Annotated in this window: 16 protein-coding genes; 11 read left to right on the top strand and 5 right to left on the bottom strand. The window is 68.6% G+C overall.

Annotation, left to right across the window (positions count from 1 at the left end):
- Positions 1 to 16 precede the first annotated feature (16 nt).
- From QFZ21_RS11015 to QFZ21_RS10995, 5 genes are all read left to right on the top strand, one after another.
- The gene (locus QFZ21_RS11015) at positions 17 to 1,324 is read left to right on the top strand and encodes an ABC transporter substrate-binding protein (RefSeq protein WP_307377816.1); all 1,308 of its coding nucleotides are present in this window, start codon (positions 17 to 19) and stop codon (positions 1,322 to 1,324) included.
- 71 nt (positions 1,325 to 1,395) lie between these two features.
- On the top strand, positions 1,396 to 2,268 hold the full coding sequence (locus QFZ21_RS11010) for a carbohydrate ABC transporter permease (protein ID WP_307377815.1): 873 nt from the start codon (positions 1,396 to 1,398) through the stop codon (positions 2,266 to 2,268).
- Positions 2,265 to 3,158 (top strand): carbohydrate ABC transporter permease, encoded by an 894-nt coding sequence (locus QFZ21_RS11005; RefSeq protein WP_307377813.1) that lies wholly within the window; start codon positions 2,265 to 2,267, stop codon positions 3,156 to 3,158. Before QFZ21_RS11010 ends, QFZ21_RS11005 begins: the two co-directional genes overlap by 4 nt.
- A 1-nt stretch (position 3,159) precedes the next feature.
- Positions 3,160 to 3,870, top strand: a complete 711-nt coding sequence (locus QFZ21_RS11000; protein ID WP_307377812.1) for an alpha/beta fold hydrolase — start codon at positions 3,160 to 3,162, stop codon at positions 3,868 to 3,870.
- A gap of 195 nt (positions 3,871 to 4,065) precedes the next feature.
- Positions 4,066 to 4,602, top strand: coding sequence for a hypothetical protein (locus QFZ21_RS10995; RefSeq protein ID WP_307377811.1), 537 nt, complete (start codon positions 4,066 to 4,068; stop codon positions 4,600 to 4,602).
- Between the two features lie 136 nt (positions 4,603 to 4,738).
- Here the strand turns inward: QFZ21_RS10995 and QFZ21_RS10990 are convergent, their stop codons facing one another.
- The 3 genes from QFZ21_RS10990 to hisD (QFZ21_RS10980) are packed head-to-tail and all read right to left on the bottom strand — an operon-like array spanning position 4,739 to position 7,577.
- Positions 4,739 to 5,479: an HpcH/HpaI aldolase/citrate lyase family protein gene (locus QFZ21_RS10990; protein ID WP_307377809.1), complete on the bottom strand. Its 741-nt coding sequence runs from the start codon at positions 5,477 to 5,479 to the stop codon at positions 4,739 to 4,741.
- The gene (locus QFZ21_RS10985; protein ID WP_307377808.1) at positions 5,479 to 6,237 is read right to left on the bottom strand and encodes an SDR family NAD(P)-dependent oxidoreductase; all 759 of its coding nucleotides are present in this window, start codon (positions 6,235 to 6,237) and stop codon (positions 5,479 to 5,481) included. Before QFZ21_RS10985 ends, QFZ21_RS10990 begins: the two co-directional genes overlap by 1 nt.
- Positions 6,234 to 7,577 (bottom strand): histidinol dehydrogenase, encoded by a 1,344-nt coding sequence (gene hisD, locus QFZ21_RS10980; protein WP_307377807.1) that lies wholly within the window; start codon positions 7,575 to 7,577, stop codon positions 6,234 to 6,236. Before hisD (QFZ21_RS10980) ends, QFZ21_RS10985 begins: the two co-directional genes overlap by 4 nt.
- 99 nt (positions 7,578 to 7,676) lie before the next feature.
- Here hisD (QFZ21_RS10980) and QFZ21_RS10975 point away from each other — a divergent pair, with 99 nt between their 5' ends.
- The 4 genes from QFZ21_RS10975 (at position 7,677) to QFZ21_RS10960 (ending at position 11,873) form a co-directional block, all read left to right on the top strand.
- On the top strand, positions 7,677 to 8,678 hold the full coding sequence (locus tag QFZ21_RS10975) for a LacI family DNA-binding transcriptional regulator (RefSeq protein ID WP_307377805.1): 1,002 nt from the start codon (positions 7,677 to 7,679) through the stop codon (positions 8,676 to 8,678).
- Between the two features lie 134 nt (positions 8,679 to 8,812).
- A complete protein-coding gene (locus QFZ21_RS10970; RefSeq protein WP_307377803.1) occupies positions 8,813 to 9,793 on the top strand; it encodes an ester cyclase in 981 nt (326 codons plus the stop codon).
- A gap of 34 nt (positions 9,794 to 9,827) precedes the next feature.
- Positions 9,828 to 10,997 carry a cupin domain-containing protein gene (locus QFZ21_RS10965; protein ID WP_307377801.1) on the top strand — a complete coding sequence of 390 codons (1,170 nt, stop codon included), beginning with the start codon at positions 9,828 to 9,830 and terminating at the stop codon, positions 10,995 to 10,997.
- A gap of 66 nt (positions 10,998 to 11,063) precedes the next feature.
- Positions 11,064 to 11,873, top strand: coding sequence for a nitrilase-related carbon-nitrogen hydrolase (locus QFZ21_RS10960; protein WP_307377799.1), 810 nt, complete (start codon positions 11,064 to 11,066; stop codon positions 11,871 to 11,873).
- Between the two features lie 55 nt (positions 11,874 to 11,928).
- Here the strand turns inward: QFZ21_RS10960 and QFZ21_RS10955 are convergent, their stop codons facing one another.
- Positions 11,929 to 12,858: a LysR family transcriptional regulator gene (locus tag QFZ21_RS10955; RefSeq protein WP_307377798.1), complete on the bottom strand. Its 930-nt coding sequence runs from the start codon at positions 12,856 to 12,858 to the stop codon at positions 11,929 to 11,931.
- A gap of 76 nt (positions 12,859 to 12,934) precedes the next feature.
- On the opposite strand from QFZ21_RS10955, the gene hisD (QFZ21_RS10950) reads away from it, so the two are divergent.
- Positions 12,935 to 14,251: a histidinol dehydrogenase gene (gene hisD, locus QFZ21_RS10950; protein WP_307377796.1), complete on the top strand. Its 1,317-nt coding sequence runs from the start codon at positions 12,935 to 12,937 to the stop codon at positions 14,249 to 14,251.
- 143 nt (positions 14,252 to 14,394) lie between these two features.
- Positions 14,395 to 15,018, top strand: coding sequence for a hypothetical protein (locus QFZ21_RS10945; protein ID WP_307377794.1), 624 nt, complete (start codon positions 14,395 to 14,397; stop codon positions 15,016 to 15,018).
- A 102-nt stretch (positions 15,019 to 15,120) separates the two neighbouring features.
- Here QFZ21_RS10945 and QFZ21_RS10940 read toward each other — a convergent pair whose 3' ends face one another.
- Positions 15,121 to 15,852 carry an alpha/beta fold hydrolase gene (locus QFZ21_RS10940; RefSeq protein WP_307377791.1) on the bottom strand — a complete coding sequence of 244 codons (732 nt, stop codon included), beginning with the start codon at positions 15,850 to 15,852 and terminating at the stop codon, positions 15,121 to 15,123.
- Between the last annotated feature and the right edge of the window lie 68 nt (positions 15,853 to 15,920).

The following is a 15,920-nucleotide window of genomic DNA, read 5'->3' as shown; positions in this document are numbered from 1 at the left end:
GTATACCATCACCCTTATGGGACACACTAAGCATCGGGCACTGCCGGTTCTCGCACTCGTGGCTGTGGGCATCGTCGCCCTCACCAGCTGCGGCGCGGGCTCCCGCACCGACAATGAGAACTCGACGACGGTGTCGTGCGACTACACGGCACCCGAGGGCAAGACGACGGTCAACGTCCTCGCCTACAACTCCTCCGCGATCGACCCCTTCACCGACACGATGGTCTCGAGCTGCTCGACCGACGACGTGACGCTGAAGCACGACCCGATCGACTTCGGCGGCCAGGTGACCAAGACGACGGCGACGCTCGCCGGCGAGACGGGAACCTACGACATCCTCGAGACCTATGGCTTCGTCATCCCGGGCTTCGGCGAAGAGGAGCTCCTCGTTCCGCTGAATGACCTGTGGGACAAGTACGGCGACGACTACGGCCTCGGCGACATCAGCGAGTCCATGGTCGAGGGCATGTCGTACGACGGCAACATCTACGCGATTCCGATGCAGGCGCAGATGTTCGTGATGGCATACCGCACCGACATCTTCGAAGACCTCGGCCTCGAGGCTCCGACCACGTTCGACGAGATGATCGACGCTGCCGAGGCCATCAAGGCCGAGGGCCTCATGGACTACCCGATCGCGCTGCCGTGGCTCGCCACCGCCGACGTCACCACCGGCTTCGAGGGCGCGATGAACTCGCTCAACGCCGACTTCGTGAACGCCGAGGGCGACGTCACGCTCGACACCCCCGAGGCCCAGCAGGCCCTCGAGGCGATGCTCGCACTCAAGCCCTACATGGACCCGCAGGTCACGACCTTCGACCAGCCCAAGGTGCAGCAGCAGATGTTCAACGGCACGGCTGCCATGTCGATCATGTTCTCCGGCCGCATGTTCGACCTGACGCTCGAGTCGAACTCGAAGCTCTTCGAGAACTTCGGCTTCGCCGGAGCGCCGAAGGTCTCGGATGACGCGGAGTACTCGTACAACCGCCTCTCGATCGACGGCTGGTCGATCCCGTTCAACACGAAGCTCGACCACGACATGCTCTTCCAGATGATGGCATCCGCCGTCAGCGAGGACGCATCGAAGGCCTCCGTCCCCGCCGCCTACCCGGCGCGTGAAGGAATGGTCACGGAGAAGAACTCTCCGTACGGCGCCGCGGCGAACGACTCGATCGCCAGCGCCATGCCGCCGATCGTGTCGCCGATCATCGCCGACATCACCAACGAGATCCGGCCGATCCTGGTCTCGGTGCTGAACGGCCAGATCTCCGTCGAGGACGGAATGGCGCAGATGCAGGCCGCCGGCGAGAAGATCGCCGGCTGACCAGGACCGATCGTCCATGACTGTGGCCTGAGCGCGAGTTCAGGCCACAGTCCGTCCAAGGGAGGACGCAAATGAAGGCACGCGAATTCTGGCTGCTCTTCTTCCCGAGCCTGCTGGTGATGGGTGCACTCCTGGTGCTCCCCCTGGTGCGCACGGTGCAGTGGAGCTTCGAGCAGGTCCGATACGGCACACCCGGCACGTTCGTCGGGTTGGAGAACTTCACCGACGCGCTGACCGATCCGCGCTTCCACAAGGCGGTCCTCTTCACCGTGGCGGTCACCATCGTCACCACGGCCATCCTGCTGGTGTTCGGCTACATCATCGCCACCGGCATCAACCGCATCACCACCTCGCGCCCGCTCGTCCTCGGCATCATGCTCGTCTCGTACGTGCTGCCGAACCTCGTCGGCGCGGTCGCCTTCTCGTGGCTCTTCGACGACAACTTCGGCGGCGTCGTCAACCGGCTGATCGGATTCTTCGGCGGATCGCAGGTGCTCTGGTTCACCGATCAGGTGCCGAACGCGATCCTCGTGATCGCGAACACCGTCTGGCACATGCTCCCGTTCGCGATGCTCATCATCCTCGCGGGGCTGCAGGGCGTGCCGAACGAGCTCAAGGAAGCCGCCAAGATCGACGGCGCCAACGGGTTCCAGACGCACATCAGCGTCATCATCCCGACCATCCGCGGAGTGCTCGGCTTCGTCACGCTGATCACGATCATGGACGTGCTGCGCATGTTCGACAACCTGATCCCGCTGTCGCCCCAGGCGCAGAACATCGGGAACGAGTCGATCATGCTCTACGTCTACTCGGTGGCATTCGCCGACGGCGCCGAGAACCTCGGTCTCGGCAGCGCGATCAACGTGCTCACCATCATCCTGATCCTCATCATGCTGATCCCGTTCATCCGGGGCATCTTCAAGGAAGCGAAGGCCGAACGATGAGTCTCACCTCCGCAGAACTCTCGACGAGGGCCATCGTCACCAAGGGCGCACCGAAGCGCAAGCGTCGCGGCGTCAACCGCCCACCGGTCATCACGGGCCTCCTGCTCGCCATCCTCTGCGTCGTGGTGCTGAGCCCGTTCATCTGGATGACGCTCTCGGTCACCAAGCCCACCGACGTCGCGTTCTCGAACCCCCCTGTGCTCTGGGACTACCAGCCCACGCTGCAGGCGTTCGTCGACCTGTGGGAGACCACGTACTTCTCCGACTACCTGATCAACACCCTGGTCGTCGCGGTGGTCTCCACGGTCATCGCCCTCGCGATCGGCATCCCGGCCGCCTACGCGCTGTCGCGGTTCCCGAGCTACGTGTCGGCGATTCTGCTGGTGCTCGCGCTCATCTTCCGCGCGCTGCCCCGCTTCGCGGTGGTCCTGCCGATGTACGACATCAGCCGGGCGCTCGGCATCTACGACACCACGTTCGCGCTTGCGATCGCCCTCGTCGCGATCAACCAGCCGTTCACGATCTGGCTGCTGCGCAACTTCTTCGCCGAGATCCCCAAGGAGCTCGACGAGGCGGCCATGATCGACGGCTGCACGAGGATCGGGATGCTGCGCCGTGTCATGATCCCGCTGATGGGTCCCGGCATCCTGACCGCCGGCATCTTCGTGTTCCTGTTCGCATTCCAGGAGTACCTGACGGCGCTCGTGCTCACTGACACCTCGTCGAAGACGGTGCCGGTGTTCATCGCCACGCAACTCGGGCAGACGCTGCCGATGCTGCAACAGGCGGGAGCAGCGTCCATGCTGCTCACGATCCCCGTGTTCGTGATCGCGTTCGTCGCGCAGAAATATCTTGTCGCAGGACTCGCAGACGGCGCCGTCAAGGGCTGACATGCCGACGCTGGTCCTGCTCGCCGGCATGAACTGCACCGCCGATCTGTGGGCGGATGCCGGACTCGACAGGGCGGTCCAGCCGGTGCTGGACCGCCCCGCCATCTCTCTGCAGGTCACGGCCCTGCTGGCGTCGCTGCCCGAGCGGTTCGTGCTCGTCGGGCATTCGCTCGGGGCCATCGTCGCGATGAACGTCGCGCTCGCGGCGCCCGAGCGGGTGGCGGGGCTCTGCCTCGTGTCGACCAACGCGAAGGCGCCGACGGATGCCCAGCGTGCGGCGTGGCAGGAGTGGCTCGATGCGCTCGACGCGGGGACGGATGCTCGTGAGCTGCAGTCCCGCATCCTGCCGGCGCTGCTCGGGGCGGATGCCGTGCGCGATCGCCCCGACCTGATCGAGCGGACGCTGGCGATGGGCACCGCGACCGGCACGGCGCGGTTGCGGGCCCAGCTGCAGCTGCAGCTCGACCGTGGCGACCTGCTCGGGCTGCTGCCGCAGGTGTCCGCACCGACGCTGGTGGTGTCGGGGCTCGACGATGTGATCACGCCGCCGCACTTCCACACCGAGATCGTCACGCAGATGCCCGACGCGCGGCTCGTGTCCCTCGACGCCGGGCACCTGCTGCCGCTCGAACGCCCGCAGGCCTTCGGCTCACTGCTGCGGTCGTGGCAGACGCAGCTGGCGGATGCCGCGGCGGGGGCGTCGCGGCGCTGAGGCCCTGCGCCTTTCGGCTCTCTGCCCCACCCTGTGGGGAGGAGAACGCGCCGTGGGGCGGAGACTTCGGGCGACAGCATCCGCCCATCGGGGAGAACTCAGCCCATGGGCGTGCGCGCTCGCGGCGCACCGGGGTGAGTACACTCGCGCTCGAGGGTGGAGCTCGCGGCCACCGGGGCGACGAGGGGTGGAATCATGACGCAGGATGCAGCGGCGACCACGACCGAGGCGGGGCAGCGCGCGCTGGAGCGGCGCGTGCAGGCGCTCGAGGCGGCGGTGCTCGTCTTCCCTCTCATCGTCACCGAGATCCTGTTGGTGCTCGGGCTGCTCGTGCCGTTCGTGACCGACCGGGTGGACGGTGAGGAGCAGACGGTGAACCTCTTCGGTCTGGTCGGTGGTCTGCTCGGCGCAGACGAGTCCGGCGAGGTCTCTTCGGGGGATGTCCCGTTCGGGGTCGCGTTCGTCGTGCTGATCGCGGTGATCCTCGGGTCGCTCGTCACGCTGCCGTCGTTGGCGCGGAGCGAGGTGTCCACACTGTCGGAGCGGATCACCCTCACGTTCGTCGGGCTGCTGATCGCCGGCACGCTCGGTGCGTGGATGGTGATGGGCATGGGGCTGAGCGGGAACTCGCCGTGGGCGATGGAGCCGGCACTCCCGCTCCTGTCGGTCGGAACCGTGCTCGCCGCACTGCTCGCGTTCCTGCCGACATACCGCGGCCTCCGGAAGCGCTGAGCCGCGCGCGGTCACCCGCTCCGGCGGAGAACTCGGCCATAGGCGGACGGATGCGGCGGCAGCATCCGCCCAACGAAGAGAACTCAGCCCATGAGTGTGTGCGCGCTGCCTCAGCGCTCCCGCTCAGCGCTCGCGCTCAGCGCTCCGGCGAGGCGAGATCCCGCAGGTGCCGCATGAGTGACGACGCGAGGTTGTAGACGACCAGGTCGGCGCCGGCGGCGAAGGATGCCGCGGCCGCGTCGCGCGTACCGACGATGTCCATCCGCAGCGAACCGGCCGCAGCCAGGGCCGAGTGCACGGCCGCGATCGCCTCGGGCACCGGTTGATCGTCGGGGCCCGAGCTCGCGGCGAGATCCGCCGGTCCGACCATGATCCCGTCGAGCCGGGGCGTCGACACGATCGCCTCGACGCTCGCGACTCCGCCGGGAGACTCGATCATTCCGAGCACCAGGGTGTTCTCGAGATACCAGGCGAGGTGGTCGGCGGGCGCCACCTCGCCGAAGCGACCGGCCCGGCTGTAGGTCGCGAAGCCGCGGTTGCCGACCGGCGGGTACAGCGACGCGTCAACGAGCGCCGCGGCATCCGCTGCGGTGTCGAGGTGCGGCATCAGGATGCCTTCGGCGCCCTGGTCGAGCACGCGCAGGATCTGCCCCCGGTCGTTCTCGCCGACCCGCACGATCACCGGCACGCCGTGCACCGCCGCGAGGGCGATGTGGTTCCGGAGCGCCGTGATGTCCGCGGGCCCGTGCTCGCAGTCGATGAGCACGAAGTCGAACTCGGCGACCGCGAGCATCTCGACGAGCTCCTCCGACGGCATCCGCAGCAGGGCGCCGAGCAGTTTCTCCCCGGCATGGGCCCGCGCGCGCAACGACGTCATCAGGCGACCATACCGGCGGACAGGTCGACGTCGGCTCCGCACATCCCCGGCATGGCCAGCATCGCGATGACGGCGGCGCCCACCTCCTCCTCGGTGATCATGCGCCCGAGCGCCGCGCGGGACACGAAGACCTGCTCGGCGTCGTCGACGCTGGTGCCCGAGCGTTCGGCCTCGAGGCGGAAGTTCCGCTCCATCCGCGGTCCCTGCACCGGCCCGGGGGAGAGCGAGTTCACGCGGACGCCCGCGGGGCCGACCTCGAACGCGAGCGTCGAGGTGAGTCCGATCACGGCCATCTTCGACGCGCAGTAGGGGGTGCGGTGCGCGAGCGGGCGCTTGCCCGACACCGACGCGATGTTGATGACGTCGCCGTCGCCGCGCTCGATCATGCCGGGCAGCAGCGCCTTGCAGAGCAGGAAGGTGCCGCGCACGTTCACGTCGAACACCTCGTCCCAGTCGTCGACCGAGATGTCGGTGAGTGCGGCCACCGGGCCGGCGATGCCTGCGTTGTTCACGAGGATCGAGACCTCGGTGCCGGACAGCGCCTCGCGCAGGGCGTCGACGGATGCCGGATCCGACACGTCGCACGCCAGGCTCCGCGCTCGATCGCCGAGCTCGGCGGTGACCGCAGCGAGCTTCCGCTCGTCGCGGCCGACCACCACGACCTCGGCGCCGGAGGCGTGCAGCGCACGGGCGATCGCCGCCCCGAGTCCGCTGCCGCCGCCGGTGACGACCGCGGTGCGACCGGTGAGGTCGGTCATCGTGCGTCCGTCACCGCACCGGAGGCGACCGCGGCGTGGCTCTCGTCGATCCACGCGAACTCGGTGCCGGCGTGACGCCAGGCACGCGCGTCGCCGGAGCGGGCGTGGCCCTCGAACAGCTCGACGCGGGCGGCGCGGCCGCAGACGGCGCCGAGCTCGGCCGACGACTCCGTGTTCTGCACCTCCTGGTAGGTCACGGTGCGCAGGTACTTGCCCACCCAGAGGCCGCCGGTGTAGCGGGCGGCGCCGAGGGTCGGGAGCACGTGGTTGGTGCCGATGACCTTGTCGCCGTAAGAGACGCAGGTGTTCTCGCCGAGGAAGAGCGCGCCGTAGTCATGCATCTTAGTGAGCGCTTCGCGCGGGTTCTCGGTGAAGATCTGCACGTGCTCGAACGCGAACTCGTCGGCGATACGGTAGGCCTCGTCGAGGTCGTCGGCGACGATGACCTGGCCCCAGTCGCGCCAGGCAGGACCGGCGTAGTCGCGGGTGGGCATGCCGGGAAGGATCTTCTCGATCCAGTCCATGACCTCTTCGGCCAGCGACTGCGACGTCGTGACGAGCACGGCGGGGGAGTCGGGGCCGTGCTCGGCCTGCGAGAGCAGGTCGACGGCGGTGAAGAACGGATCGGCGTGCTCGTCGGCGACGATGAGGATCTCGGTGGGGCCGGCGAACAGGTCGATGCCGACCTCGCCGAACAGCTGGCGCTTGGCCTCGGCGACGTAGGCGTTGCCGGGACCGGCGATCATGTTCACGCGTTCGATGGAGTCGGTGCCGACGGCCATGGCGGCGACGGCCTGGACTCCGCCGAGGAGGTAGATCTCATCGGCTCCGGCCATCTTCATGGCGGCGATGGTGGCGGCGGGGATCTCGCCGCGGATCGGCGGGGTGCACGCGACGACGCGCGGGACACCGGCGACCTTGGCGGTGATGATCGTCATGTGGGCGGATGCCGTCAGCGGGTACTTTCCGCCGGGGATGTAGGCGCCCGCAGCCTGCACGGGCACGTGCTTCTGACCGAGGAAGACGCCGGGGAGGGTCTCGACCTCGATGTCGACGAGGGAGTCGCGCTGCGCCTGGGCGAAGCGGCGGACCTGGTTCTGCACGAACTCGATGTCCTGGATCACCTGGGGCGAGAGGGTGCCGATGATCTCCTCGATCTCGGCATCCGTCAGACGGTAGGACTCACGGCTCGACTTGTCGAACTGCTCGGCGTACTGACGCACGGCGGCGTCGCCGTTCTCGCGGATGTCTCCGATGATCCCGCGGACGCGCTCGGCGACGTCCTGCTGCGCGGTGTCCGCGAACGTCTTCGTCGGCGCGGACTTGAGGTGCAGGGGCATGGCCCCTCCTTTCATTGCATACGTATGCCTCGATTATGACCGCGTATGCACAGATGCGTCAAGCGCGTTAGGATTCCCCCGTTGAGGGAAAGGCGTCACATGGTCGTCACGAGTCGCGATGTCGCACGTCTGGCGGGGGTGTCGCAGCCGACGGTCTCCCGGGCGCTCCGCGACGATTCCCGCGTGTCCGAGGCCACCAAGGTGCGCGTCCGAGAAGCGGCGCAGCTGCTCGGGTATGTGCCGAGCGAGGCCGGCCGGGCGCTGTCCTCGGGGCGCACGCGCCGCATCGGCCTGCTGCTGACCGACCTCGACAACCAGTTCTACTCGCACATCATCGCGCCGGTCCATCGCGAGCTCGAGGCACTCGGCTACCAGCTCATGTTGCACACCGAGACCGCCGACAACGACACCATCGTGGAGCGGCTGCTCGCCAACGGGCTCGACGGACTGATCCTCGCGACGACGACCGTGGAATCGGCGGCTCCCCTGCGCCTCAAGGACCGCGGCCTGCCGTTCGTGTACTTCAACCGGACCGGGTCGCTGATCGAGGCCGACGCGACCGTGGTCGATCCGGTGCCCGGCTATCAGCAGGCCGTGGATCGTGCCGTCGAGCTGGGGCACCGCCGCATCGGCGCCGTCCTCGGCCCCAGTAACACGAGCACGGCGCAGGCCCGCGAGGCCGCACTGCGCGCCGCCTTGGTCTCGCACGGCCTGTCGCTCGCCGAAGCCGACACCCGTCGGGTGCCGTACAGCGCCGACGAGGGCGAGGCCGCGGCATCCGCTCTCCTGCAGGGCGAAGATCGCCCGACGCTGCTGTTCTGCGGCAATGATGTTGTCGCCTACGGCGTGCTGAACGCCGCGCATAGGGCGGGACTGCGCGTGCCGGAAGATCTCTCGGTCATCGGCTTCGACGATCTCCCCGAGGCGGCCTGGCCGATCGTCGATCTCGCCACGGTCGGCTACGACATCGCCGGCATGGCGGCGGCCGCCGCCGACCTCATCGTGCGGCGCATCGAGGACCGCACGGCGCCGATCGAGAACACGCGCTTCGTGTCGGCGTTCGTGCCGCGGCGCAGCCTCGCCGCCGCGCACGCCGGCTGACGCGGCATCCGTCCGGGGACACCCGTGTGTCCTCAAAGTGTCTCTTGCACTCATTTGTGCATACGCATACACTGGCGAAAGAAGCCCGCGATCACCGATGAAGCGCGGACTCATCTTCTAAGGAGTGAAACAGCGTGCCTCTCGATCCGGTCGCCTACCTGCCGTACAAGGACCCCGATGACTTCATCCGTGAAGTCACCGACCTGATCTGGGTGGATCGGTCGATCCACTACATCCGTGAGAACTACGAACCGGATTCCATCGTGCACGGCGCCTACGGCACCTCCACGACCCGCGACGAGGTCATCGAGGGCACGCTCATGCGCATCTCGTCGACCCCCGACCGCACCGGCCAGGCCGCCGACGTGATCTGGGAGGCGCGCGGAGACGACGCGTTCCTCAGCTCGCACCTCGTGCTCTCCGGTTACCTGCAGGGCTCGACCCACAGCTACACGATCGCCAACTGCCTGTACCGCAAGGGCCGCATGGTCGAGGAGTGGGTCGTCCGCGACTCCCTCGCCAGCGCACTGGAGCTCGGCGCCGACGTCGACGAGCTCGCGCGGGCACAGGCCTTCCGCGGTTACACGGGCTCCTGGACCGAACCCGCTCCCTCCGACGTCATCGCGAAGGGCGACTCGGGTGTTCGCCCCGACGATCACCGCTCCGAGGTCGAGACGGTCATCGACATGATCCAGACCATCTGGAACGACCGCGACCTGCAGAAGGTGGAGAAGTACTTCCACCGCGACCTCGTGCTCCAGACCATCGGCAACAAGGTCATCATCCGTCCCGAGGGCTACCGCCGCGCTCTGCTGCACTTCCTCGAGTCGTTCCCCGGCGGGCAGTTCGAGATCCGCGACATCCAGACCAACTACGACGTGCGCTACGCCGGCCTCCGGGTCGCGGTGACGTGGAAGTTCGTCGGCGACTACAACGGCAAGCCGAACTACGGTCCGCTCACCGGCAAGCCCGTCGACGTGCTCGGCATCTCGCAGTTCACCTTCCACAACGGCGCCCTCGTCAAGGAGGTGCGCCTGTGGGACGACATCGCCCTCCGGGCACAGATCGCCGGCATGCGCGGCGACGAGCCGGTCGGCCCCACCAACATCTACTGATCAACGACTGATCGACGAACAAGGAGAAGAAGAAATGACTGACGTCATCGTCGACGACCGACAGGTCACCGTCGACACGGCCGAGATCGAACGACGGACGATCCGCCGCACGGACTGGGTCCCCTGCAACTCGGCATTCATCGACTGCCGCACCCCCGGTTCCGACCGCAAGGAGAACTACGCGTTCATCGGCGCGGGTGTCTCGCAGAACGCGAACCAGTACGTGAACCTCGAGGAGAACCACGGGTTCAACACCGGCGCGGCCGGCATGCCCAACGGCATCTCGAACAACCTGCACCTGCACTTCACCGCCGAGGTCTTCATCAACCTCGGAGGCGAGTTCCGCCTGCGGTGGGGCGTCGACGGCAAGCAGGGCGAATACATCAGCCACGACGGCGACATCGTGACCATTCCCACGTGGATCTTCCGCGGCTTCACGAACGAGGGACCGGACGAGGGCATCCTCTACACGGTGCTCGGTCGCGACGACAACGGCGGCATCATCTGGGGCCCCTCGGTGCTCCGCGAGGCAGAGTCGTACGGCCTGCACCTCACGGCCGACAACCAGCTGATCGACACGGTCGCCGGTGACGTGCTCCCTGACGATGTGGCGCTCATCACGCCGATGAAGCAGCACTACATCGACGAGCTGACCGAGTACACGGTCGAGGACATGCGCTCGCGCGTCATCCAGCCGGGCGACCGCAAGTACTCGAAGGCCGCGCTGCTGTGCGCCGCCGTCGACGGCGGCCGCGTCGAGCTCGCCACCGCGATCGGCTACGGCATGAGCGAGAACCGCCGCCAGGTGCCGAACGTGCACGAGCCCCACTCGTTCAACCTCGCGTGGGTCAAGGCCGAGGCGGGTCAGGGCGTGCTCCGTCACCGCCACGACAAGACGCAGGCGCTGCTGTTCAAGACCGGTCGCTGGGAGGTCACGCTCAACGATGACTCCACGACGACCGTCAACCTCGGCGCCGGTGACGCGTTCTCCGTGCCCGAGGGCGCGTGGCGCTCGTACCGCTGCGTCGAGGGCGATGAGACCGGCTCCGGCACGGTGCTCGTGATCAACGGCGGCGACGACCGCGTCTACCTCGAGTGGGCCCCGGAGGTCGTCGAGGCGGCTGCCGCGGCCGACTGGACGATCGACCCGAACGGATACCTCGCGCCGCTCGGCGTGATGGTCACCGCGACCGAAGACGACTGAGACCGACGAAGCGCGAGGGGCTGTCGGCCCCTCGCGCTTCGGCGTATCCGGAGGAGAATCAAGGACATGACTGCAGCATCCGATGAACTGCGCGTGGCCGCGCTGTCGCCCGAGATCGTCCTCGGCGACGTCGACGGGAATCTCGCCCGCATCCGGGAGGCGATCACCGCCGCGGCTCGCCGCGACGCCCGGCTGATCGTGCTGCCGGAACTCGCCGTCAGCGGCTACGTGTTCGCCGATCGCGCGGAGGCCGAGGCGGCGGCGATCACGCGGGATGACTCGCGATGGGATGCCGTGCGGGAGGTGATTCCCGAGGATGCGGTGGTCGTCGTCGGGTATGCCGAGATCGCCGGCGCGCAGCTCTTCAACACGGCCGCCGTGCTGACGCATGAGGCGCGGATCGCCGACTACCGCAAGTCGCACCTCTGGGGCGCCGAGAAGCTGGTCTTCGATCACGGCACCGAGGCCGGGCTCGTGGTCGACACCTCGTTCGGGCGGCTCGGCGTCGCGATCTGCTACGACAACGAGTTCCCGGAGGTTCCGCGGCGGCTCGCGCTCGCCGGAGCCGACGTACTCGCGCTGCCGGTCAACTGGCCGCTCGTGTCGCGGCCCGAGGGTGAACACGCGCCGGAACTGATCCAGGCCATGGCCTCCGCCCGCTCGTCGAGGCTGCCGGTCGTCATCGCCGACCGCTGGGGCTCCGAGCGCGGCGTGGACTGGACCGACGGCACCGCCATCATCGACGAGCAGGGCTGGATCGTCGCGTTCCGGACCGTGATGGGCGCGACGGCCGTGCTCTCGCTCGCCGCCGTACGCGAGAAGTCGCTACCCCCGCACAACCACCTGTTCGACGACCGGCGGGGCGACCTGTACTGAGTCAAACGATCCCGGTCCCTGAGCCGGACTGGGTCCCTGAGCCTGTCGAAGGGACTCAGCCCCCGAGCGCGGTGCGCCCCTGGTGCTCGGGTACTCTCTCGCGCAGCATCCGCTCCGCCAGCTCGGCCAGGCGCTGGGTCGCCGGCGACAGCAGCATCCCCTCCCGCTGCACGAGCGCGATCGTGTCGTGCATCGGCTCGGCGAAGGGGAAGGTGCGGATGCCGGAGGGGAAGCCCTCCGACTCCGCGATCGATCGCGACACGATGGTGTCTGCCGCGCCCGCCGCGACCAGGCTCAGCGCCGTCTCGACGTTCTCGACCTCGACGGCCGGCTCGATCGACAGTCCGCGCAGGCGTGCGCGCTCGAGCAGCTGGCGGCGGGTCGGGTCGTCCCATCCGGCGAATGCGTCGTACAGCACGAGCTTCGCCTCGGCGACGTCCTCGATCGTGACGGGGGCGCTGTCGCTCGGGCGGGTGGCCGAGGCGTAGAGCACCTCGTCGCGAAAGAGCGGCCGCACCTCGAGCCCTTCTTCGTCGACGGGCAGCACCAGGAGTCCGGCCTCGAGCTCGCCGCTCGCGATCGAGCGCGCGACGTGGGCGGAGTTGATGCCGACCAGGCGCAGCCGCACGTTCGGGTGCCGGTGGTGGAACGTCTCGGCGAGATCCGCGAGGGCGTAGTAGGCCGCGTTGCGGAGCACGCCGAACGTGCAGGTTCCGCGGTCGAGGGAGGTCAGCGCCTGGATGGTGTCGATGCCGTTCTGCACCGCGCTCACCGCCTGGGTCGCGTGCGGGCGGAGTTCGAGGGCGGCGGCCGTCGGTACGAGGCGGCGGCTTCCGCGGGTGAAGAGGGTGACGCCGAGTTCGCGTTCCAGGCGGGCGACGAGCTCGGAGACGGATGCCTGCGTCATGGTCAGATTCGTGGCGGCGGCGGTGAAGGAGCCGTGCTCGAGAGCGGCGAGGAAGGCGGTCAGCTGGGTGATGGTCACAGCCAATGGTAAACCCGATGAATGGTCTCGGACCATCAGGCTTGTCGAATGGTTCGTATCGATCTAGCCTTCCTGCATGCGTTACTCCTCTCCCGTCCTCGCGCACTACGAAGGCGCGTTCCACCACCTCAAGACCCCGCTCATCGACGCACCGGCCGCGCAGCGCGATCCCGCCGTCATCGAGACCGTCACGAACATGCTCGCCGACATCCGCGAGCGCGGGCTCGACGCCGTGCTCGACTACGCGCGCAAGCTCGACAACTACCAGGGCAGCGACCTCGAGCTCACCGCCGAGCAGATCGCGACGAGCGGCGACCGCCTCGCGCCCGACCTCCGCGCCGCGATCGAGTTGGGCGCCGAGCGCACCCAGGCCTTCGCCCGCGCCTCGCGCGAGCACCTCACCGACTTCGAGACGGAGTTCGTGCCCGGCATCGTGACCGGCGCCAAGTACATCCCGGTCTCGCGCGTCGGCGCCTACCTCCCGGCCGGCCGCTTCCCCCTGACCGCGAGCGCGTTCATGACCGTCGGCGTGGCCAAGGCCGCCGGCGTCCCGACCGTCATCGCGTGCACGCCCCCGCAGCCCGACGGCGGCGCGAACGACGCGGTCGTCTACGCCGCGCACCTCTCGGGCGTCGACCGCGTCTTCGTCATCGGCGGTGTGCAGGCGCTCGCCGCGATGGCCTACGGTCTGCTCGGCGACCTGCCCGTCGACATGCTCGTCGGCGCGGGCAACGCGTTCGTCGCCGAGGCCAAGCGCCAGCTGTTCGGCACGGTCACGATCGACCTGCTCGCCGGCCCCAGCGAGGTCGCGGTCATCTCGGACGAGACCGCCGACCCCGAGCTCGTCGCCGCCGACCTGCTCGGCCAGGCGGAGCACGGCCCGAACTCGCCGGCCGCGCTGATCACGACCTCCGAGGAGCACGGCAAGGCCGTGATCGAAGCGATCGACCGTCAGCTCGAGACGCTCGCCACCGCCGAGATCGCCGGAGCAGCCTGGCGCGACTACGGCACGGTCACCGTCGCGAAGGACCGCGAGACCGCGGCCGCGCTGATGGACGACCTCGCGCCCGAGCACCTCGAGCTGCTCACCGCCGATGACGACTGGTACCACGAGACCCTGCGCAACTACGGTTCGATCTTCCTCGGCCCGTGGAGCACCGTCGCCTACTCCGACAAGGGGATGGCGGGCACCAACCACGTGCTGCCCACCGCGGGTGGCGCGAAGCACAGCGCCGGCCTCTCGGTGTCGCGCTTCCTCAAGCCGCTGACGTACCAGCGCATCAGCCGTGAGGCCACGCCCGAACTGGCGAACGCCGTGCAGGTCATCTCCGACTCGGAGGGCATGGCCGCGCACAGCGCGACCGCCACGATGAGGCTCGACCGCCTGGCCTGATCGCGTCGCTGCTTGTTGCTCGCCACCTTCTGTCGAGCCGCCCCTCTTTGCGCGAGCCGCCCCCTTGAGTGACGCACTCAAGGGGGCGGCTCACGCACAAGGAGGCGGGTCGGCCGGAGGGATCGGGCACCTAGTCTGGGGGGATGAGCAGGCGAAGCCGACAGAGAACCTGGACCTACGGCGGCGTCGGCCTCATCCTCTGCGGGGTGGTCGAAACGGTGCAGCCCGGCCTCAACGCGTCCGTCGGATCGGATGCCGTCCGCGCGGGCTCCGCCGTGGTGTTCGCAGCGTCGATCCTGCTGTTCGCGTTCGGGCTCTCGCGTGATGCGAGTGTCGTCGGACGCAGGCCGCTCGGGGTGGCCGCGCTGACGCTCCTGGCCCTCTGGGCCCTCGCCGCGTTCGCGATCACGCGGGCCCTCGAGCCCACGGCCGACGACGCCGCCTGGAACGTCTACGGATATGTCTCGCTGCTCGTCCCCGCTGCTGCTGCTCTCGTGGCCGCCGCGCAGATCGGGCGCAACGAGGACCTTCCGCGACCCTGGCGGTGGGCGCCGATGTGGGTGCTCGGCCTCTACGCGGTGACCTGGGCGATACCGCAGATCATCTTCGTCACCGAACGGCCGGAGAACATCCAAGGCTTCGCCGACCTCTTCCGGATGCTCGGATCGCTCGCGTCGCTCGCCGGCACTCTGGGCCTCGGCATCCTCGCGATCGTCCTCGCGGCGAAGCAGCGCCCGGAGAGCGTCGCGGTGTATCCGGCCGGCTGATCGAGCTCCGCCGGAGACGCGGCGGAATCGCCCTCCTCCATGACGCGCCCGGGGTCAGCATCCACCATCTCGATGGATGCTGACCCCGGCGGATCGCGATCGTCAGCGAGCTGCGGCCACGGCTGCCGCCGAAGTGGCGGAGGATGCCGAACCTGCGGCGGAGGCGATCACGTCGGCGACGGTCTCGGCCTGCGAGATGAACAGGGCGTGGCTGCCGGAGACGTTGGTGATGTCGGCGCCGATGCGGCTGGCCATGTGCTGCAGCATCGCCTGGTCGAAGGCCTTGTCCTCGGTCGCGATGACGGCCCAGCTCGGCGTGCCGCGCCATGCGGCCTGGGTGACGGCCTCGCCGAACACGGCCATGTTCACCGGCACCTGACTGTCGGCCAGGAACAGGGCGTCGGCCTCGCTCAGGTCGGCGGCGAATCCCGGGTGGAAGGCGTCGCGGTTGAGGCGACCGAAGCCGTCGTCGTCGATGTCGACGACGAACTCGGGTGTGGCGGCGAAGCCCTCGTACTGCTGCCCGCTGGTCTCCCCGACGTCCGGAATCAGAGCGGACACGTAGACCAGCCCGGCGACCTTCGGGTGCACACCGGCCTCGGTGATGACCGTGCCGCCCCAGGAGTGGCCGACGAGGATGGCCGGGCCGTCCTGAGCGTCGAGGACGCGGGTGGTCGCGGCGACGTCGTCGGCGAAGGAGGTGAGCGGGTTCTGCACGATCGAGACGCGGTAGCCGCGGGCGGTGAGAAGGTCGTACACCCGGCGCCAGCCGGTTCCGTCCGCGAAGGCTCCGTGGACGAGGACGACGTTCGTGATCTCAGCGGTGGTGTTCATGGCTCTTCCTTTCAGTTTCGGCTCTGCGCGAGCCCGGGTGAGGGTTGTTGTCCAGGTGTAACGCTCGT

The organism is Microbacterium sp. W4I20, from assembly GCF_030816505.1.
Taxonomy (GTDB): Bacteria; Actinomycetota; Actinomycetes; order Actinomycetales; family Microbacteriaceae; genus Microbacterium.
The sequence above is the reverse complement of the archived record's forward strand: the minus strand, read 5'-3'. Positions and strand labels throughout refer to the sequence as shown.